We start from the raw sequence: 18908 nt of genomic DNA, 5'->3' as shown, positions 1-18908 counted from the left end.
CGCTCGAGAGTCATGCCGCCACCTCGATCACGGTCAGTTTTCCACCAAGGACCACTTCGCCGCACTCTTTCGCAAACGCAACTGCAGCCTGTATTGCAGCCCCCTTGTTCGCGGCGGTGATCTTCATCACGAAATGTGCCGCGCCTTTCGGCGGCTTGATCGTTACCTGATATGTCTTTGCAACCATGGCCTGCTCCCGTTGTTTGGTGCCGCCGATTGAGCGCGGCGGCTTCGCTGCCATCAGGGAAAAGTTCGTGACTGGGCCAACCTCCAAGTCCCTGATGCGTCGGGTGCGGTGTTTTGCAGTCGACGAGAAATAATAGTCCGACTAATTTAAAATATCAATAGCCCGACTATTAATAGTCAAAATATTTTTTATTGAAGCATGCTTGATAAGCGTAAAAAAACCGGCGTGGCCGGCTGTAGTGTTGGGGAAAGGCGTAAAAAAACCCGCTCGGAGCGGGTTGGTGCAAGCAACCCCGTCTGGAGGGGTCAATTTTGATATTGGGTCTAGCCTCGGTCCCGAACTTCCAGGTTGAGGTGGAGACTTTCGCCAAACCTTTGATGCACCGTGTTCAACTTGCCAATGAAATCATCGTAGTCTCTCGACAGTTTCATGACAGTCACCACGGAAGCAAGGTGCTCTCGCAATTTTGGATGGCCGACTTCTTGCGTTAACCGCCGGTGGAGATGCGCTTTCTTTTCATCCTTCAGTGCCAGTTTTTTGAGTTCGACAAGCAATCCTGGTGCAAGTCGCTCGTACACAATGTCATTGGTCAATAAACCGAAATATTGTGGACGGTAATTCGCCTTGGCAGGAGGGTAGTCGAGCCCACGCAGACGGAAAAGATGCTCATAGTACGCAGCAGGGAATGCCTGCATGTAGGGCTGCAACTCTTTGGCAACGAAGTCCCGAAGAATCTTTGCAAGCTCATCTTTCTGGCGGTCTTTTTGGTAGCCCGTCGCCTCATCCACAAGCGCGATGATGCCGACGCGAGCGAATCCTCGAATTAGCGCGTCGGCCTGCTGCGCGTAGCGGTGATCCTGCTCAGTTACCAGCAGCCCTTTGTCTCGCGCACTTAAAATTGACTCACAAACCTCCTGAAGGACAACTGCTTCAAATCCATCGCTTGGGATATTTACCCCCTTTGGAGACTTGCCAACGAATTTAATACCTGTTTCGATGGCCAGAGCCAACGCATTGTTTTCATTGTGTTTTATAAGTTTATGGGATGAAATTCTACTCACGCCTTGGCCACGCCCCTTCATGCCGATTGCAGTAGTAAGACCGCGCCCTGAAATAACGCGCCTACCATCATCAAGAACGAAGCAGGCAACCTCATCAGAACCAATTTTCAAAACACCGAAGTGGGTAGCGCGAGGCAACTTTGCCATCTCGCGTTTAGCCTCAACGGCTTTCTTCGATGCGGCTTTGCGCTCATCAGGAGTCATTTTTGCAGCGCGTGCGGCTCCGCCAATAGCTCTACCCACTGGCTTTTTATCAGTCATAGCGAAATCCTTTAGTTGGAAAGAACTTGCAATATAGCACATTGCTAGTATTCAACTAGCAAATATATTTTTGCACGGAGAAATACTATCCATTTAGCTTGGCAGGATGAGACGTAAAAAAGCCCGCTCGCGGCGGGCTAGTTACTAGGGTAAAGTCACGGTCGACTCGGAGCGGAAGGGTGATCTTTTTGTAACTGCTTTAGAAGGGCGCTGGTTTCTTCTGTTTGACGCTTTATGTCTGATTGTGCCGAAACAATACCTGCCTGCGCTGAACTTACATTCCTTCCTGACTCGAACGAGGCAAGCATAGTCTGGACCATCGTGACGTTGGCTGCAAACAGCCCAATGACTGACGCGATTGCAGTGATCACAATTGTTGTCTTTAGACTTTTGAAGTCTGACCTTGTAGACGACAGGTCTGACTCTATTCGCGTCATCCGATCATCCATGCGCCCGAATTTTTCCTCAAGACGCCCCATGAAACCATCAATCTTTGCCTCGATAGATGTGACGCGACCATCCATCTTAACTTCCATGGTTTCAAGTTTTGAATTAAATTCTTCGCGGGTTGGCGCATTCATGCTGTCGTCGCTTTGGCTTGGTTGAGATGATTCATTTTCTGTGAAGTATACGCGATTAGGCGGCGCAAAGTTAGGATGGTCAGCTATACGAGACACAAATCCAATATATTGGCCATTACCGTCAGGGCTAGTCATTGTGCTACCGATTGATCTAATTTCCATTGGAAAATAACCCCCAGCACATGTACTCTTGCGTAACCGCAATTAACGCAAACAGTTGCAATAACCGGTATTGCGGGTGGAGGAACACTGAAACTTCCATTTGTTGGCATGCCAATAAGTGATAAAAGTTGAGTTTGATCATGGATCACAGACCATGATCTTTCTGTGCATGCAGGGCATGAAGCATCTTTTATTTTTTCTGAAAGAAACTTATTCACGTCCTCTATCGTAATTGATGCAAGGTCCGATATTGTCGGCACTCTCAATTCATCGCTCATTAGTTATTCATTTTCATAGAAGCATTTTGGGTTTAGTAACGTGCGGCCTACCATTGCAATCCGCCGCTTGGATATCCCGCTGGCCTGACTGAATTTAGATTAGCTCGCTGTGGGACTTCGGAATTTTGAGCAAACATCTTCGCCTCGATGCTTCACCAGTTGCGGCGATTTGGTCTTCCGACCAAGTTCTTGGTAGTAGTCCCATGCTCCCCGTAGGGAGTCTTGAGTATCGATCTGACCTTTACCATTTTCGTACTCCATTGGCTAAATTCCTAACCCCGGCCGCCCGACTGATTCTGCTGGCATTTGTTGCCTTTATAGCCCGCCAGTTCCGCTGCGATCGCGAACCCTACCAATAATAGAAATATGCTCATCCACCAGCTCGGCGGATATCTTTTCATCATCATAAGCCGGGTTAACACTGCGCAGAACAAGCGTTCCGTCGATCAGACGGCGCAGATACTTAACGCGCAATTCGTCTCCATACCGGATCGCATACAGCTTGTTGTCGACAATTTTCGTCTCGTCGAGATTCACCAGGATCGTATCTTTGGCAAAAAGCATCGGCTCCATGCTATCGCCCGACACGCGGAATCGACGCACGTGATCAGGATTGATTCCGTATTTTTGAAACCAGCTCAGACGGTAGGTTGCCGGCTCTTGTTCCTCGACCAATTCATATTGGGCCGTTCTGCCATTGCCAGCGCTGAATTCGATTCGCGACTCAGGAATGTACACGCTGTCGTCGCGTGGCTCATCATCCGGATGGGTTGCGGTAATGGTTGGGGCCCCCGGCGTGTAAGCGTACCGCACAGAAATGCCACGAGCTTGAGCTGCTAGGTCCGGGCTTATCACTTCCGGACCGACGCCCATCACATCGGCAAATTTATGTAGCGAACTAAGGTTCAGCGGTATGCGCCCATTCAAATACTGATTCACAGTGCCTTGCGTCTTCCAGCCGCATAGATGCGCCAATTTTTCCTGAGTCAATCCCGGATCGATCGCCTGAGCTTGCGCGAATGCCTGGCGCAAGCGTTGCGCATCTGACAGTTGAGATTGGGTAAGTGGTTTAGCTGGCATGGGGGGAAAAATAACGGTGAGTTGAGAATAAATCAAATAGTCTTCCTATTGACCATGCGTAATAGTCGGACTATTATTAGTGAGACATCAGCTAAGCCCCTTTTAAAATGGAATCGAAATGGCCCTCGGCAAATACCTCAACGACAGTGGCACTTCACAGCGCAGTTTCGGGCAATTGCTCACCCCGCCGGTAACACAGGGGCAGATGAGCCAGTGGATTCGTGGAACCACGCGGATCACGCTGGATTACGCCCTGCAAATTGACGCCCTATCAAATGGCACTGTTTCGCCTACTGATTGCGCAGCCATGTTCAAGGCATCGCCATTAGAACAAGCATCCGTAATTTTGTAACCGCCAGGCGTCCTAACCCGACGCCTTAATTTTTGCCGCCCATCAACTGGTAATTCAAGCGGTAACCCGATTATTTTTTTAAATGAGCCACTTATGCAACAGGAAATCAAAGGGTTACTCGGGCTGGTTGATGGCGCAAAAGCTGTGCCGCATAGCCATATCCTCGCCGTCGAAACGTTCCGTGATGCCTGCCGCATGTCGTGGATGCACCGCCGCGTTCATGGCATGACGCTGCGCACGCTGGCCGAAGTCTCGGGGCTCTATCCATCACACGTTACCGACTATCTGAACCAGTGCGACACCGATAAGCATGGGAAGGCTCGCCGCGACCTACCCGCATCGAAAATCGCCGCGTTTGAGTCCGTTACTGGCAACACGTATGTGAGCCAGTGGCTGGCGCTGCAGTCGGGCTTGACGGTGCTGGAATCACTTATTGCAGAGAGGAAGGCAGCATGAATACCGCTCAACAACTGAAGGTCGCCGGCCAACAGCTTGCATTGTTTAATCACGGTTCGGCGTGGATTCAAACTGCGATGGAGCGCCTGGAATTGTTTTGCGATACGCGTAAGTTCAATGGCCAGTCTGAATTCCTGTTCGAAGAGTTCCGCGAGTATGCCGAATCACGCGGCCTGTACGCCGCCAGCCCGAAGGTGTGGGGCTCACTGCCGCGCGCCGGCGTCAAGCTGGGCCTGATCGAGTCGACCGGCCAGTATCGGGCAACGACCAGTGCTAAGACGCACGGACATCCGGCTCTCGTATGGCGGTCGCTGTGACATCCCTTTACCGCGAGTTCGTCCTGACCGGCCCGTCCGTCGGCGTCATCCTGGTCAATTTTCTGAAATCAAATGCTCCCGCCTTCCTTGACCGTGGCACACCGCTGCGCGTGATCGTCACCGAAGAGGAAATGGACCGGTTAGACGACCAGATCGCCTATTACTTCGGTCCGCTGATGAAGCAGGTTTGTGCCCAGTCATGGATTGAGGGGCGGCAGTTTTCGAAAGAGGTCTGGCACGAACACTTCGCCAAGCTGTTCCTGCCATTCACCGAACTGACCATGCCCGACGGCGAGATCGTCATCAAGCGCGGCTCCCTTTCACGCGGAAAAATCAGCATCAAGAAAATGAACGTGTTCTTGCTTGAGGTCGAGGCTTATGCCGGACAGGAGCTGGGCGTCGTGTTTGAGGATACGCGGGGCCTTGCATGATCACCACCAATCAAACGCGCCGCACCTGCAAAAACCGCGCATGCCGGAATAAGTTCGAGGTGTTGGCAAGGCATCCATTTGCCATTGCGTGCTGCGAGGGGTGCGAAATCATCCTGAGCAAGCAGCACATTGCGAAGGCGCAGGCAGCGCGTGCCAGCGCAGAGGCCAGGGCAGTGAAGGCGGACCGCAAAGAAACCAAAATCAAACTGCAAGCACTCAAGGGCTTGAGCTACTGGGAGGGTCGCGCGCAGCATGCGGTCAACGCGTATATCAGAGCGCGTGACGAGGGCAATGGCTGCATTTCTTGCGGTATCACGTACTCGACTGTCTGGCAGGCCGGCCATTACATCGCCGTCGGCGCGAATAGCACCCTGCGCTACCTGGAAGACAACATCCACCTTCAATGCGTCGTTTGCAATCACCACAAGGGCGGCAACGTCGGCCCGTACCGTACCGTACCAACTTGCTTGCCAAAATTGGGCAAGAGCGGGTTGACGCGCTGGAGGCATGGCACGCGCCAGTCAAATCCACGATTGAGCAATGCCAGGCAATTGAGGCTGAGTTCAAACGCAAACTGAAGGCGGGGAAGTAATGGCACGCGCACGAAATATCAAACCAGGCTTCTTTGCAAACGAAGAACTGGTTGAACTGTCCTTTGCAACCCGCTTGCTGTTCATTGGCCTGTGGACCATCGCAGATCGCGAAGGCCGCATGGAAGACAAGCCGAAGCGGATCAAGATGGCCTTGTTCCCTGCCGACAATTTCGATGTCGATGGCGCACTGGATGAACTGCAGGAATCCGGGTTCCTGACCCGCTACGACATCAGTGGAGCACGGTATATCCAAGTGCTGGCATTCGCTAAACACCAGAACCCGCACAGGGATGAAAAAGAAAGCGTGATACCAGCCCCATGTGAGCACTGTGCAAGCACTGTGCAAGCACCATGCGAGGACGAGTCAAGCACCGTGGCAATCGGGCTGATTCCTGATTCTCTGATTCCTGATTCATTGATTCCTGAATCCAGAGTGAACGATAGTGCGCCGCAAGCGGCACCGGCTGCGCCGAAAAAATCCCGCCGGCCCAGCAAGGTTCCTTTGCCAACCGATTTTCAAATCTCCGAGAGCGTGCGGGCATGGGCTGAGGAAAAGGGCCATAACCACATCGAGCGACACCTCGAATCGTTCCTGGTCAAGGTGCGAGCCAAGGGCTACGTCTACGCCGACTGGGATGCCGCGTTCCAAAACGCAATTGCCGACGACTGGGCGAAGCTGGGCAGTCAGGCGCAAGCCCGAGCATCCCCAGGCACCGCCCGCCCCGAAAAGTTCGACCCCTCCGCCTACGTGAACCGCAACCGAACGAAAGTCTCCGATGAACGCACCATTGAATTTAACGAGCACGGCGAACCCGTTTGACGTCTGGTTCACGCCGCATGCCAAGCTGGTCGGCCTGTCGATGATGGACCACCTGTTCAACCGCCTCGACGGTGCCTACCCGCACAAGTGGCGTTCGAACTTCCCGGGACAGGACGCAATCGACAACTGGAAAACCTCATGGGCTGAAGCATTCCATGACGAGGGCATCACGCCGGCCGACATCAAGGCCGGACTGAAGGCATGCCGCACCCGGTTCGACTGGCCACCATCCTGCGCCGAATTCATGAAGGCCTGCCGCCCACCGGTCGACAAGATGGCCGCGTACTACGAAGCCGTCGCCGGCGTCCAGGCGCGCAGCAAAGGCGACATGGGGCGCTGGTCACATCCGGCCATCTTCTGGGCCGCGATGCCGATGGCGTTCGACCTGGGTGCGCAAACGTACTCGCAGATCAAAGGGCGCTGGGAGCAAGCGCTTGACGAGCAAATGGACCGCGGCGAGTGGCCAGCCATTCCGGCACCGATGGTCGCGCTGCCAGCACCAGGCCGGGCCGATCTGTCGCGCGAGAAGGCGGCGGCGATGCTCAACGAGCTGGGCGCATCCGGCGTGCTGAAGCCGAAGGTCGAGCATCTGCGCTGGGCAAGCAAGATTTTGGATCGCGAGAAGCGGGGCGACAAGACGCTGATGTCGATTCAGATCCGTATGGCGCGTGAGGCGATGGCCACATGAAATGCCTCGACTGCCACCACATCAAGCTGCAAGCGAGCCCGCGCCACACGGCAAGCGGTTTCGCACCTTGTGCCGAGCATATCCTGCCGGGCGTGTTCCAGTCCATCGAGCGGGACCGGTCCTGCAGCAAGTTCGAGCGTGCACCGGCGGACGTCATTCAAAAACGCGAAGCATGGAACAAGAAGAGGGGATCGTAATGGCAGCAAACAAGAAGCCAAGGCACAAGCCACACCAAGCGCGCTGGAACGGTGATGGCATCAAACTCAAGGCGCAGCCATGGAAAATGGCCGCTGTCTTCAATCCTCTGGAAGCCATCCTCGATCAGCTCGAGCAGCAAGGGACGATCGACGCCACGCCCTCCGGCGTTGCGATCTTCAAGGATGCGATCGACGGCCACTGGTATGACAGCAGCGTTGCGCTGATGGGTGTTGTTGATGCCTACGAAATCCACGAGCGCCGCACCGGTAGAACGATTGACCTTGCTGCGCTGGCCAAACTGGCGAACAAACTCAAATACGACATGCCGATATTTTCCGATGAAACTCGGGCCTGCCGCGCGTGCCTCCTGCGCATGAAGGCGGAGACGGTCCAGATGACTGCCGGCTATGCCAAGCAACTCATCATGGATTTCCAGTTGATGGAAGAGCTGCAAAAGGTCGCGGCATGACCATTCTGGAGAAACACTGGTACCGCAACCCACTTGATGCGCTACTGGGTGATGAGAGAAAAACCTGCAAGGGCTGTAAGCATGAGCTAAAGGCGTTAGCTTTCACCTTGGACGCCTGAATCTGCACGAAGAAGGACCAACACCACAAGCGCCGCAACTACGGACAACGCTGCAAAGCCTACGAGGAAAAAACTGTATGACGATTGCACGGAATGACGAAAGCCCCGTTTTCGAAAGCATTGGGCAGGCCCTGCATGTTTCATTCATGGTAACGGCTAACGAGGCCCGTCAGGGTGGCCCGCTACGCAAGGCGCTGATTCAGATGATGGACCAGCAGCGCACATTGACCTCCAACCAGCGGGATTGGATGAACCAGTTGATCGGGGAAAAGTCAGAAGGAACTGTCGATTTCAGCGGGCTGACTGCCGATGAAATTCACGGCCAGTGCGCGATGGTGACCCAGATCGTCAAGGATCACCTGACCGAACCGGAAATGCACGCCATCCGCGCACGGTTCATTCCGACCGCAATGGAAGAAATTGGTCGAGACGATGGCCGACCGGTGTACCGATACTATTTTTCGCAGGATCGTGTTAACTCACTGATGTGGCTGTCGCAATGGATCGCCCCGAACTTCGCTGGTATTAATCGCTTCCTGCTGGATCACCTGGTCACGCGCACGTTTGCAGAGCGGCGGGAAGTGCGGCATACGTTCAGGGACCTTGCCGATCGCCTTGGCGGTAACCACATGACTTATGCGCGCTTACATCCGAAAGTAGCGGCGCACCTTCAGTCGATAGAGCTCCAAGCACTGATGCGCCTGATGCCTTTGTTTCAGCGCACGGGTTTAATTGCTAGGGTGACAGAAACCTGTTGACGTTTCTGTTACGGAGACCTATGATTTTGTCTAGTGTAGAACTCCTATATGTTAAGCCCGCTTGCTGCGGGCTTTTTGCATTTTTAAAGTTGATTTCCGATAGTTAGCAGCGTTTTTATTGATGTAGTAAATTTGATACCTAAAAGATCTTTCGTCATGTAATATTTCTTTTTCAATAACGAGAGATAACATGGAACAGCTCGAGCAGCATACCGTAAAAGAAATTTTGAAAAAAATGCAATATATTGATGAGCACGCCAATAGTTTCTTAAAAAAAATTACTGATTCATCCAATATTGATAGCCGGTTACAGGAGCAAATAAGTTTCGAGGTTGTCGAGGGCAGTAGTCCAGATTTTTTGGCTCGTGTTCATCATGAAATTTGTTATGTGAAGTTCTCGCACGTTGTAAAAGATAAGCAGCTCATGGGTATTTTTCAGGCTTTTCTATTTGCTCGTCCAACGTTTGGTACACAGCAGTTAAAAGAAACAGCCATTTGGGAATTTCAGTTCGATGAACGTGGAGCTGGTAAGTTAGGGGGTAACGATATGCAGTGTAAGTCTGCACTAATTAACGACCAAACTAACTATGATGCGATTTACAGCATCGCAAGTGCTGTTCAAGCGGCATTGCAAGTGAATTAATATTAAATATAGACGCGGTAATGACAGCCGCTAAATGGTTAAGCCCGCTGCTTTTATTAGTGGCGGGTTTTTTTATGATCAAGATTTCGTCCGCTACGGCAGGACAAGCGTGAGGCGCCACACGTAAAAACGTTCGAGCCTTAACTCGGAAGGAGGTGCAATTATCTCCACGACTAAATGTTCTTCTGGTGCTTCAGCATCTTCAGCGCTATAACAACATTCGGTTGTGGGTCGCGCCTTTCTTATTGGGGAGCTTGATGAATAACGCAGAAAGACGTTGGCTAATCGTAATGATTCAATTGGCGACAATGCAGCGACTCATCGCAGCGAAACAGCTGCACACAGTCGGCACTGGTCGTATTAGCCCACATTAATGACGTGGGGCGCGGAGTCACGACATAAACGCGGCTATGGCACAGCATGGGACAAGCTACGCAAGCAAGTCATGCAACGCGACTGCGGCATCTGTCAGACATGCCGCAAGCAAGGGCGCGCAACGATAGCGCAAGCAGTGGACCACATCATCAGCAAGGCAAAGGGCGGCACGGACGACCTGGATAATCTGCAATGCTTGTGCAATCCATGCCATGACACCAAGACGCAAGAGGAGCAGGGCAAGACGCTCAGGGTCAAGGTTGAGATTTCAGAGGATGGCTGGCCTGTGATGAAAAAATAGGCAGGGGCGGGGAAAAAGTCTACGACCTCTGCCGCCTAGGACCGTCTCGGCCCTCTATTTGCAGAGCCGCGAAATGGCAATAATTTTCAGAGGAAAGAATAATGGCAGGGCGCAGACCAAAACCGACCGCTTTAAAGCTGGTTACGGGCAATGCAGGAAAGCGCCCGATCAACAAGAAGGAACCGAAGCCACGCCGCGAGATTCCATCGTGTCCGGCTCATTTGGACGATTCTGGAAAAGTTGCGTGGGGCCGCTTGTCAGTGCTACTGGATCGCATGGGCGTACTGACCGAAGCCGACAGCTTCGCACTGGAAAGATTGGCCGACTGCTACACCGACATTCTGGAATGCCGGAAACTGATTGAACGCGACGGTCGCACATACACCGCTGAATCACAGGGTGGCACGCTGATTAAAGCAAATCCCGCAGTCAACCAGCTACGCGCTGCCGACTCTCAATTTAAATCCTACCTGGTGGAGTTTGGGCTAACCCCGGCTGCACGCTCGAAAGTGCATGCCTCCCCTGATGACGACGACAAAAAAGACCCGCTTGCCGAATTCTTCGGATGAGGTAACGGCTTACGCGCAATCTGTCGTAGATGGGGTCAGGATCGCGGGTCCGCATGTGCGTATGCAATGTGCGCGTCACCTTGCTGACCTGAAGGAAGGCAAGAAGCGCGGTCTAGTCTGGAATGTTGAGGAATCGAACAAGGCGCAGCGTTTTTACAGCAACGTCCTGAAACTGAACGGCGGCGACTTCGAAGGTGTGCCGTTCAATCTCCTTCCGTGGCAAAAGTTTGTAGTCGGTTCGATATTTGGCTGGTACGGGAAAGATGGTTACAGGCGCTTCCGCGTGGCCTATGTCGAGACTGCAAAGGGTTCCGGTAAGTCTCCATTGGCTGCTGGTATCGGCATGAAGGGGCTTGTCGCTGATAGCGAGTCACGCGCCGAGATTTACAGCGCCGCGACCAAAAAAGATCAGGCAATGATTCTTTTCCGCGATGCGGTGGCGATGGTTGATCAATCGCCAGAACTGTCCAAGCGGCTGCAAAAGTCGGGAACAGGGGAGCGGTGCTGGAACCTCGCTTACATGGCGCAGGGCGCGTTCTTTCGGCCTATCAGTAGCGATGACGGTCAGTCAGGACCGCGACCGCACATCGCTCTGATCGACGAGCTACACGAACACAAGACGAATACAGTAGTCGAAATGCTGCGGGCCGGTACGAAGTCACGGCGGCAAGCGCTGATATTCATGATCACGAACGCGGGATCGGGAAAGAATGGGCCATGTTGGGCGTATCACGAATACGGCGCACGAGTCGCGGCTGGTGATGTGGTTGACGACAGTTTCTTCACTTACATCTGCGGGCTGGATGAGGACGATGACCCGTTCGCTGATGAAGCGTGCTGGCCGAAAGCTAACCCGTCATTGCAGGACGCCGATCTGCCCGGATACAAGTACATCCGCGAGCAAGTGACCGAAGCAAAGGGCATGCCGTCGAAAGAAGCGCTAGTCAGGCGGCTAAACTTTTGCCAGTGGACTGACGCTGAATCGCCTTGGATCAGTCATGAAATATGGAAAGAGGCTTATCTTGATTTCGATGTTGAGGAATTGCGAGGCCGTCGCGCAGTAGCAGGCTTGGACCTTAGCTCTACGACAGACTTGACCGGCCTTGTGTTTATGGTGGAGCCGATAATGGAAGGTGAGCCGTGGAAGATCGTTCCTTATGCGTGGCTTCCCGATGCAGACTTGCAGCGCAAGGCCGATACAGACCGCGTGCCGTATGTCGAATGGAAGGCCGCGGGGCTACTTGATACGACTCCAGGCCGCGCAATTAGCAAGCGGATCATTCTGCAAAAACTCTCTGCCATGTGTGATTTCTTCGAGATTATCGCTGTCGCTTATGACCGCTGGCGTATCGAGGACTTGATTGCAATGGCGGCAGATGACGGAATTAGCTTGCCGGAAATGAAGCCATTCGGACAGGGGTATAAAGACCTTAGCCCTGCAATTGAGACGTTCGAGCGAATGCTATTGAACGGCGAGATTGCACACAATGGCCACAAGGTTTTGACAATGTGTGCCGGTAATGCGGTAACTGAGATTGACGCCGCAGCAAATAGAAAATTGAGCAAGCAAAAAGCAACGGGGCGAATCGACTTGATTCTCTGCGCGGTAATGGCTTGCGGAATAATAAATTCCACGATTCAAAATAACGAAATTACTCAAGGATTCGTGAACATATGAAAATAACCGATGCAATTGCCGCGCTATTTAAGGGGCGGCAGGCATCGTTACGCCCTGAGATTAAGAACGTGGCCTATAGCGACGATGTGAACAACGCATTCGGGCTTGGCCTAAGCGCTGCGGGTCAGTCTGTCACCGCTACGTCAGCGATGCGCGTATCAGCCGTCGCCGCATGTGTTGCCAAAATATCCGGAGCGATCGTCTCGATGCCGATCCATGTCTACCGACTCAACGGCGACGACATTCCCGAGCGGCTCCCGCGTGATGACCTCTGGTACAAGCTCAATGAGCAGCCGTCGAGCCAATTTACGGCGGCGAGCCATTGGGAGGGCGTCAGCATGGCGCAACTGCTGCGCGGTGATGCGTACTCGCTGATTCGTCGCGGCATGAACAATTCGATTCGCGAAATCCTTCCCTTGCCGTGGGGTGCAGTCTCTCCAATGCGTAATCCCATGGATAACTCGGTGCGCTACTACGTCAACCTACCGTCACACGGAATATCCACATGGTTTGAGCCATCCGAAATCCTCCACTTCCCCGGCCTTGGCTTCGATGAATTAACTTTGCGGTCAATGTCTGTAATTCAGTACGGCGCACGGTCGGCAATTGGTAACGCACTGGCGATGGACGAATACAGCGGCAAGTTTTTTGAGAATGGCGCGCATCCTTCGATCATTCTCAGCACGCCAAACGTGATGAAGCAGGAGCAAATTGACAAGCTGCAAGCCGCTTTCGTGAGTAAGTACGCTGGCTCCGTCAATTTTCACAAAGTCCCGCTAGTTCTTACTGAAGGACTGGCCGCTAAGGAAATCAGTCTCAGCGCCGAAGATGCTCAGCTGCTCGAAGCCCGCAAGTTCCAAGTTCTCGATGTTGCCCGTGCTTTCGGTGTGCCTGGCTACATGATTAACGAATCAACCGGCGCAACCTCATGGGGTAGCGGCATCGAATCAATGGGCCGTGCTTTCGTGACGTACACGTTACAGCCGTGGCTGCGCAAAATTGAGCAGGAGTTAAACCGCAAACTGTTTCCACGTGATACCGGCAAGTTTGTCGAGTTTTACCGTGATGCACTGATCGAGGGCGACAGCGGCGCTCAAGCTGCCTATTTCCGGTCTGCACTCGGCGGCCCTGGCGCGGGTGACGGACATTTGACTGTTAACGAGGTCCGAAAAATTAAGCGGATGCCACCAGTAGAAGGCGGTGACGAGCTATACCGCGCACCACGCGATCAACCAAATACAGGGACACTATGAACAACTTATTTCAACTGCACATCGACAACTTGGCACGCACTCCGCAGGCCGTCAATCTGGTGCAAAACGCTGATGGCGCTTCGCTCTATATCTACGATGTGATTTCCGCAGATTGGGGCGTCAGTGCGGCGCAGGTAATCGATGCGATCAATCAGGCTGGTGACGCGCCAGTGCTGAATGTATATCTGAATTCCCCTGGCGGCGATGTGTTTGAGGGTCGGGCAATCATGGCGGCACTGGATCGCTTCCCAGGCAAGACAGTTGCGCATATTGACAGCCTATGCGCCAGTGCAGCCACAAGCATCGCCTTGGCTTGCAACGAGATCAACATGAGCCAAGGGGCGCTTTTTATGATCCACAACGCTAGCGGCATGGCCTTTGGTGATAAGAAGGCCATGCGCGACACCGCTGACATTCTGCAAAAAATCGAACTCTCGATCATCGCGGATTACACGAACAAGACCGGCAAACCAGACGCGGAAATCATCGCGCTTATGGACTCGGAGACTTGGATGACTGCCGACGAAGCGCTTGCGAATGGCTTCATCGACAACGTGATTCCAGCGAAGAGCAAAACGAAAAACACATGGAATCTCGGGGCATACAAAAATGCACCCACTCCAGATCCTCAACCAGAACCAGAACCAGAGCCCGCCCCTGTCGCGGGTTTTTTTATGTCCTCAGCAAACGCCAACAGATTGTCGCTAATTCAGATTTTGTAACGCTCTCTCGCGCTACATCCGCCGAGGTCGGTCTACCTCACCCACTAGGGAGCCTCGGCTCCCTTTTTTTATGGAAAAAACAAATGAAAACAATCACAGCACAGCGCGAGAAAATTGCCGCACTCGCCAAATCAGCTAACCACCTGCTTGCCGAAAAGGGCGATCAAACTTGGTCAAAGGAAGAGCAAGCGACTTTTGACGGTTACACCAACGAAATCGACTTGACCAAAGGCCAGATCAAAGCAGCTGAGAAGATGCGTGAAATCGACGCTGATTCGTTCTTCAATGCCGCCCCTGCAAAAAAAGAAGATGAGCATACGATTGATGCAATGTCGGCCGTAGCGCTGTATCTGCGCAATGGTGCCAATGTCACGCACGAGCAGGCGCTTGCAATCCGTAACGCCATGTCTACAACGACAGCGGCAGAGGGTGGCTTCACTGTTCCGGCTGAAATCGCCACGATGGTCGTCGAAAAAATGAAGGCATTCGGTGGTATGCGCGATGTCGCTACAGCAATGTCTACTGCTGGCGGTAACTCAATGAACTGGCCTACCAGCGACGGCACCGCAGAGGTCGGCGCAATCGTCGGCCAGAATACGGTCGTCAATTCCGCTGATGTGACCTTCGGGACGATTTCGCTGAATCCGTTTTACTACACATCGAATCAAATCGCCTTGCCACTTGAGTTGATCCAAGACAGCGCAATTGATGTGGTCGGTTTCGTCGTTGCTCGCCTGGCAACCCGTATTGCACGTATCCAAAATACTCACTTCACAGTCGGCGCTGGCACGACGCTGCCGGACGGCGTGATTCCTCGCGCTGGTGTTGGCAAGGTCGGCGTTTCCGGTCAAACATTGACCGCGACTTACGACGACCTGATTGATTTGATTCACTCGGTCAACCGTGCCTATCGTGGTGCAGGCCGATTCATGATGAACGATTTTTCACTGGCAGTTGTACGTAAGCTCAAAGACACCACCGGCCGTCCGATTTGGAATCCAGGCGACATGGAAGGCATTGCAGAGGGCGTGCCATCGACTCTGTGCGGCTATGCATACACCATCAACGATGACGTACCAGTTATGGCGGCAAATGCTAAATCAATCGCGTTTGGTGATTTCAGCCAATACATGATCCGTGACGTTGCAGGCACGACTACCCTTCGCCGCTTTGATGATTCGAATTTTGCATTGAAAAATCAAGTAGGTTTTTGTGGGTGGACTCGCTCAGGCGGCAACCTGATGGAGCCTGCCGCAGTCAAGGTCTACACCAACTCTTCGACCTAAAGTAACCAGCGGCGGGCTTCGGCTCGCCGTTTTTCATTGAGGAAATTATGGCGACTAAAAAACAGAGTGAATCAGTCGAGGCACTTGTGCTTTGTGACTGTGGCTTCGGCAAGGCTGGCGAGGTAGTCGTGCTGCCGTTGTCTGACGCAGAAATTGGATTTTCTAACGGTATGCTGGATTTGAATATCGACGCGGTTAAATCCGCTAGGGCTGAATAATGACAATCACGACTCTGGACGCCGCAAAAATCCATCTGCGTGTTGACGGGTCGGATGAGGATTCCATTATTGCCGTTTATCTCGGCGCCGCAGAACTGACGGCATCAAATTTTATGGAGCGGGCTATTTATGCCGACGCTACCGCGCAAGGCACTGACACGACCGGCATCGTTATCAATGACGGCATCACCGCTGCGATCCTGCTTATTACCGGACACCTCTACGCGCACCGCGAGGATGTAACAACCGTCATGCGTGTCGCTGATATGCCGAGCGGCTCCCGCATGCTGATGCAGCAATACCGGCTTGGGATGGCTATCTAATGATTGCCGGAATACTGGACCGACGAATCCGTATCGAGCGTAAGCAGGTCGGCGCGGATGACGGCTACGGGGGCGGGGAAATAACGTGGGTCGAGGTTGCGACAGTCTGGGCTGAAGTGCAGGACGTATTGCCGAGCAAGTCAGAAACACAATCAGACGTTATCCGTACAGCCACACGACCAGCACGTATTCGGATGCGTTATCGCTCCGGGATTACCAGTGACATGCGCGTCATCATCATCGAGCGGGGCATGACCATGCAGGTTATTGCCGGTCCTGCTGAAATTGGACGGCGCGAGGGGATTGAACTGATGGTCGAAGAATACTCAACAGGAGGCGCGTAATGGCGACGGATAACGAGAATATTCGCGGCGGTCGTGAGCTAGACGCATTCCTGCAAACATTGAGCGCCAAGGTTGAAAAAAATATCATGCGTTCGGCATTGCGTCAGGGTGCCAACGTATTCCGCGATGAGGTTCGCCAAAATATTGACGCACAAGGTCTGCGCGACAGTGGCGACCTACGGCGCAGCGTGAAAGTCTCGACCAATGCCAAGGGCGGCACAGTTACCAGCTCGCTGCGAGTCGGCAACAAGAAAGCGTTCTACGCGCACATGATCGAATTCGGCGTTCAGGCGCACAGCACCAGAAAAGGCGCGTCGGTTCGCAGTGGGCGCAACCCATCGGCTAATCCTCACCCCGGCTTTCCCGCGAAACCGTTCATACGCCCCGCACTGGATACCAAAGTTCCTGCCGCAATCCTCGCCGTGACTGCGCAAATACGCAAAAAGCTGACGCTTGCCGGTATCAATACGCCAGATCCGGAGCCAGTCGAATGAGCGCAATCAAAGTCATTCGCGCATTACTGCTGGCTGATGCCGCCGTTACTGCAATTGTCGGTCAGCGCGTCTTTGCCGGGATCGTGCCGCAGGGTTCAGCGTTACCGCTACTCCAACTCTCCGAGGTCAGCCGCGTCGAGCGATTGACGACCGGCCTCACCGAATCGACGGTGCTTGTCACTACCCGCGTTCAGGTAACCGCATTAACCAAAACCTACGGGTCGCAGAAAGCGCTTCTACAGGCCGCACGACTTGGCGCTGGCGCACATACCGGCGTGATCGCTGGCGTGCCTGTACGGGCCGTTACACGAGATCTAGTCGGACCGGATATGTCTGACCCGGAAACGGAGATTTACGAACAGTCGCGTGATTTCAAAGTGATTTTCACCGAGCCGAATTAACCGCAACCCACAGATTCATCAGCCCGCCCGTATCGCATCCGCGAGCGGGCTTTTTTACGTCAAAAAGGAAACACAATGTCTACACATACAGTCGCCGGTAGCAAGATTTTTGTATCGGCAGCATTGCCAACGACGATGGACAGCACCGGTTTTGCCGCACTTACATGGGCTGAGGTCGGAGAAGTTACGGACATCGGCAGCGTTCTCGGTCGCGCCTATAACACCGCCACTCATGCACCAATCGGCGCACAGCAGCAGACACAGAAAAAAGCATCGTACACCTTGTCAAATGCCGAATTCGTCTGCGGATGGGATGAGGTAGATGCTGGTCAGATCATCATCAACACTGGTGCCAAAAGCTACGATATTTATGCCTTCAAACTGCTCAAGCAGGACGGCACAATCCGCTATTTCACCGCCCAAGTGATGCAGTACGTCGAGAACAACGGGACGGTGGATAACATTGTCCAAGGCGCATTCACATTGCTGCGCCAGACCGATTCGATCACCGGCGCTTAACTCTAAACACGGCCTCGGCCACTACCTAGCACCGATCCGGCACGCTTCGCCTTTCGCGGGGCGGGCGGGCTGGACACGGGCATTTTTAACTCCGCGAAAGAACAATCATGACTAAATTATTTTCACTCAACGACCTGGACGTTACCAAAAACTGCGAGGCTGGCTTCGAATTTGAGGTGACCGACTACGCGACCGGAAAATGCACTGGCATTTTCTTGACCGTCATCGGCGCACACGCTGCCGCAGTGATGGACTTCACGCGTAAATCATTGAATGCGCGGCGCGTCTTTGATGAGATGAACGAAAAGCGCGGCAAGAAATCGGTATCGCGTAGCATCGAGGAAGACATTGATTTCAGCACCGAACTGGTGGCGATCCGCGTCATCGGCTGGCGCGGCATCAGCGACGATTTCACCGCAGCGGGTGCAATCCGGCTTTGTACAATTAACCCGCCGATCCGTGAGCAAATCCTCAAAGCATCGGAAGACCTCGCAAATTTTACGTTGAAGCCGGCGAAAGTTTAGCGCTCTATATCCGGCACGTCGCATGGCTTCATGCAGCACCGGAGGATGCCGCTGGCAAACGTCAGAAAACACGGATTCAGGTGGTCCTCGACAGTGGAGTAACACCGAGCTATCCGACGATTACGGCATGTGATTACCTCATCGGCTACTTGTACGAAGCAGGGCCGATTATGTCTGGTGGCATGGGTGACTCTCCACTGTCGCATTCTGAAATCAGGGCGTGGCAGGACAATACCGGCACTGTCTTGACCGCATGGGAAGCGCGATTATTGCGCCGACTCTCGCGGGAGTATCTGCATTCATCGCAGCAGGCTGAAAAGCCGAATTGCCCGGCGCCGTGGGGTGATTCGAGAGATGCTGCAAATATCCACCAGGCTGAGTTGCAGCGCAAGATCGATACTTTTTTGAATTAAGCAAAAAGCCCTGAACGCAGCAAACGTCAGGGCT

General features: G+C 53.3%; 30 protein-coding genes and 1 pseudogene. 26 read left to right on the top strand and 5 right to left on the bottom strand.

Annotated features, from left to right (window positions below; translation table 11 throughout):
* Window positions 1-10 precede the first annotated feature (10 nt).
* The 5 genes from RHM62_RS13995 to RHM62_RS13975 form a co-directional block, all read right to left on the bottom strand.
* Entirely contained in the window at window positions 11-241 is a 231-nt protein-coding gene (locus RHM62_RS13995; RefSeq protein ID WP_322122693.1) for a hypothetical protein, read from the bottom strand.
* A 269-nt stretch (window positions 242-510) separates the two neighbouring features.
* A complete protein-coding gene (locus RHM62_RS13990) occupies window positions 511-1509 on the bottom strand; it encodes a P63C domain-containing protein (RefSeq protein ID WP_322122692.1) in 999 nt (332 codons plus the stop codon).
* Window positions 1510-1664: 155 nt separating this feature from the next.
* Complete coding sequence (locus RHM62_RS13985) at window positions 1665-2225, bottom strand: hypothetical protein (protein WP_322122691.1); 561 nt, start codon at window positions 2223-2225, stop codon at window positions 1665-1667.
* Entirely contained in the window at window positions 2222-2530 is a 309-nt protein-coding gene (locus RHM62_RS13980) for a hypothetical protein (protein ID WP_322122690.1), read from the bottom strand. The genes RHM62_RS13985 and RHM62_RS13980 overlap by 4 nt, the downstream gene beginning before the upstream one ends.
* Window positions 2531-2845: 315 nt before the next feature.
* Complete coding sequence (locus RHM62_RS13975; protein ID WP_322122689.1) at window positions 2846-3646, bottom strand: LexA family transcriptional regulator; 801 nt, start codon at window positions 3644-3646, stop codon at window positions 2846-2848.
* An 82-nt stretch (window positions 3647-3728) separates the two neighbouring features.
* Between RHM62_RS13975 and RHM62_RS13970 the strand changes: the two genes are divergently transcribed.
* From RHM62_RS13970 to RHM62_RS13850, 26 genes and pseudogenes are all read left to right on the top strand, one after another.
* On the top strand, window positions 3729-3962 hold the full coding sequence (locus tag RHM62_RS13970; protein WP_322122688.1) for a hypothetical protein: 234 nt from the start codon (window positions 3729-3731) through the stop codon (window positions 3960-3962).
* A 93-nt stretch (window positions 3963-4055) separates the two neighbouring features.
* Window positions 4056-4418, top strand: coding sequence for an XRE family transcriptional regulator (locus RHM62_RS13965; RefSeq protein ID WP_322122687.1), 363 nt, complete (start codon window positions 4056-4058; stop codon window positions 4416-4418).
* A complete protein-coding gene (locus tag RHM62_RS13960; RefSeq protein ID WP_322122686.1) occupies window positions 4415-4735 on the top strand; it encodes a hypothetical protein in 321 nt (106 codons plus the stop codon). The genes RHM62_RS13965 and RHM62_RS13960 overlap by 4 nt, the downstream gene beginning before the upstream one ends.
* Window positions 4720-5166, top strand: coding sequence for a recombinase (locus RHM62_RS13955; protein WP_322122685.1), 447 nt, complete (start codon window positions 4720-4722; stop codon window positions 5164-5166). The genes RHM62_RS13960 and RHM62_RS13955 overlap by 16 nt, the downstream gene beginning before the upstream one ends.
* Window positions 5163-5609 (top strand): annotated as a pseudogene (locus tag RHM62_RS13950) (recombination protein NinG); the annotation flags it as partial. The gene RHM62_RS13955 and the pseudogene RHM62_RS13950, both read left to right, overlap by 4 nt.
* Window positions 5570-5758: a recombination protein NinG gene (locus RHM62_RS19085; RefSeq protein WP_416172261.1), complete on the top strand. Its 189-nt coding sequence runs from the start codon at window positions 5570-5572 to the stop codon at window positions 5756-5758. The pseudogene RHM62_RS13950 and the gene RHM62_RS19085, both read left to right, overlap by 40 nt.
* Window positions 5758-6579: a hypothetical protein gene (locus RHM62_RS13945; RefSeq protein WP_322122683.1), complete on the top strand. Its 822-nt coding sequence runs from the start codon at window positions 5758-5760 to the stop codon at window positions 6577-6579. The genes RHM62_RS19085 and RHM62_RS13945 overlap by 1 nt, the downstream gene beginning before the upstream one ends.
* On the top strand, window positions 6536-7267 hold the full coding sequence (locus RHM62_RS13940; RefSeq protein ID WP_322122682.1) for a replication protein P: 732 nt from the start codon (window positions 6536-6538) through the stop codon (window positions 7265-7267). The genes RHM62_RS13945 and RHM62_RS13940 overlap by 44 nt, the downstream gene beginning before the upstream one ends.
* On the top strand, window positions 7264-7464 hold the full coding sequence (locus tag RHM62_RS13935) for a hypothetical protein (RefSeq protein WP_322122681.1): 201 nt from the start codon (window positions 7264-7266) through the stop codon (window positions 7462-7464). The genes RHM62_RS13940 and RHM62_RS13935 overlap by 4 nt, the downstream gene beginning before the upstream one ends.
* Complete coding sequence (locus tag RHM62_RS13930; RefSeq protein ID WP_322122680.1) at window positions 7440-7934, top strand: hypothetical protein; 495 nt, start codon at window positions 7440-7442, stop codon at window positions 7932-7934. The genes RHM62_RS13935 and RHM62_RS13930 overlap by 25 nt, the downstream gene beginning before the upstream one ends.
* 196 nt (window positions 7935-8130) lie before the next feature.
* Window positions 8131-8811 (top strand): hypothetical protein, encoded by a 681-nt coding sequence (locus RHM62_RS13925; protein ID WP_322122679.1) that lies wholly within the window; start codon window positions 8131-8133, stop codon window positions 8809-8811.
* Window positions 8812-9001: 190 nt separating this feature from the next.
* Window positions 9002-9454, top strand: a complete 453-nt coding sequence (locus tag RHM62_RS13920) for a hypothetical protein (RefSeq protein ID WP_322122678.1) — start codon at window positions 9002-9004, stop codon at window positions 9452-9454.
* Window positions 9455-9899: 445 nt separating this feature from the next.
* Window positions 9900-10130 (top strand): HNH endonuclease signature motif containing protein, encoded by a 231-nt coding sequence (locus RHM62_RS13915; RefSeq protein WP_322122677.1) that lies wholly within the window; start codon window positions 9900-9902, stop codon window positions 10128-10130.
* 101 nt (window positions 10131-10231) lie between these two features.
* Entirely contained in the window at window positions 10232-10699 is a 468-nt protein-coding gene (locus tag RHM62_RS13910) for a phage terminase small subunit P27 family (protein ID WP_322122676.1), read from the top strand.
* Entirely contained in the window at window positions 10656-12377 is a 1722-nt protein-coding gene (locus RHM62_RS13905) for a terminase large subunit (protein ID WP_322122675.1), read from the top strand. The genes RHM62_RS13910 and RHM62_RS13905 overlap by 44 nt, the downstream gene beginning before the upstream one ends.
* Window positions 12374-13630: a phage portal protein gene (locus RHM62_RS13900; protein ID WP_322122674.1), complete on the top strand. Its 1257-nt coding sequence runs from the start codon at window positions 12374-12376 to the stop codon at window positions 13628-13630. Before RHM62_RS13905 ends, RHM62_RS13900 begins: the two co-directional genes overlap by 4 nt.
* Window positions 13627-14352, top strand: a complete 726-nt coding sequence (locus tag RHM62_RS13895; protein ID WP_322122673.1) for a head maturation protease, ClpP-related — start codon at window positions 13627-13629, stop codon at window positions 14350-14352. The genes RHM62_RS13900 and RHM62_RS13895 overlap by 4 nt, the downstream gene beginning before the upstream one ends.
* An 83-nt stretch (window positions 14353-14435) precedes the next feature.
* On the top strand, window positions 14436-15638 hold the full coding sequence (locus RHM62_RS13890; RefSeq protein WP_322122672.1) for a phage major capsid protein: 1203 nt from the start codon (window positions 14436-14438) through the stop codon (window positions 15636-15638).
* A 47-nt stretch (window positions 15639-15685) separates the two neighbouring features.
* Complete coding sequence (locus tag RHM62_RS13885) at window positions 15686-15856, top strand: hypothetical protein (protein WP_322122671.1); 171 nt, start codon at window positions 15686-15688, stop codon at window positions 15854-15856.
* Complete coding sequence (locus tag RHM62_RS13880; RefSeq protein WP_322122670.1) at window positions 15856-16179, top strand: head-tail connector protein; 324 nt, start codon at window positions 15856-15858, stop codon at window positions 16177-16179. The genes RHM62_RS13885 and RHM62_RS13880 overlap by 1 nt, the downstream gene beginning before the upstream one ends.
* Window positions 16179-16523 carry a phage head closure protein gene (locus RHM62_RS13875; protein ID WP_322122669.1) on the top strand — a complete coding sequence of 115 codons (345 nt, stop codon included), beginning with the start codon at window positions 16179-16181 and terminating at the stop codon, window positions 16521-16523. The genes RHM62_RS13880 and RHM62_RS13875 overlap by 1 nt, the downstream gene beginning before the upstream one ends.
* Window positions 16523-17017 (top strand): HK97-gp10 family putative phage morphogenesis protein, encoded by a 495-nt coding sequence (locus RHM62_RS13870; RefSeq protein ID WP_322122668.1) that lies wholly within the window; start codon window positions 16523-16525, stop codon window positions 17015-17017. The genes RHM62_RS13875 and RHM62_RS13870 overlap by 1 nt, the downstream gene beginning before the upstream one ends.
* A complete protein-coding gene (gp17, locus tag RHM62_RS13865; RefSeq protein ID WP_322122667.1) occupies window positions 17014-17418 on the top strand; it encodes a tail completion protein gp17 in 405 nt (134 codons plus the stop codon). Before RHM62_RS13870 ends, gp17 begins: the two co-directional genes overlap by 4 nt.
* Window positions 17419-17493: 75 nt before the next feature.
* A complete protein-coding gene (locus RHM62_RS13860; RefSeq protein WP_322122666.1) occupies window positions 17494-17937 on the top strand; it encodes a hypothetical protein in 444 nt (147 codons plus the stop codon).
* A gap of 107 nt (window positions 17938-18044) precedes the next feature.
* Window positions 18045-18461 carry a hypothetical protein gene (locus tag RHM62_RS13855; RefSeq protein ID WP_322122665.1) on the top strand — a complete coding sequence of 139 codons (417 nt, stop codon included), beginning with the start codon at window positions 18045-18047 and terminating at the stop codon, window positions 18459-18461.
* A gap of 80 nt (window positions 18462-18541) precedes the next feature.
* Entirely contained in the window at window positions 18542-18874 is a 333-nt protein-coding gene (locus RHM62_RS13850; protein WP_322122664.1) for a hypothetical protein, read from the top strand.
* The last annotated feature ends 34 nt before the right edge of the window (window positions 18875-18908 follow it).

The organism is Actimicrobium sp. CCC2.4, assembly GCF_034347385.1.
Classification (GTDB): domain Bacteria; phylum Pseudomonadota; class Gammaproteobacteria; order Burkholderiales; family Burkholderiaceae_D; genus Actimicrobium.
The sequence above is the reverse complement of the archived record's forward strand: the minus strand, read 5'-3'. Positions and strand labels throughout refer to the sequence as shown.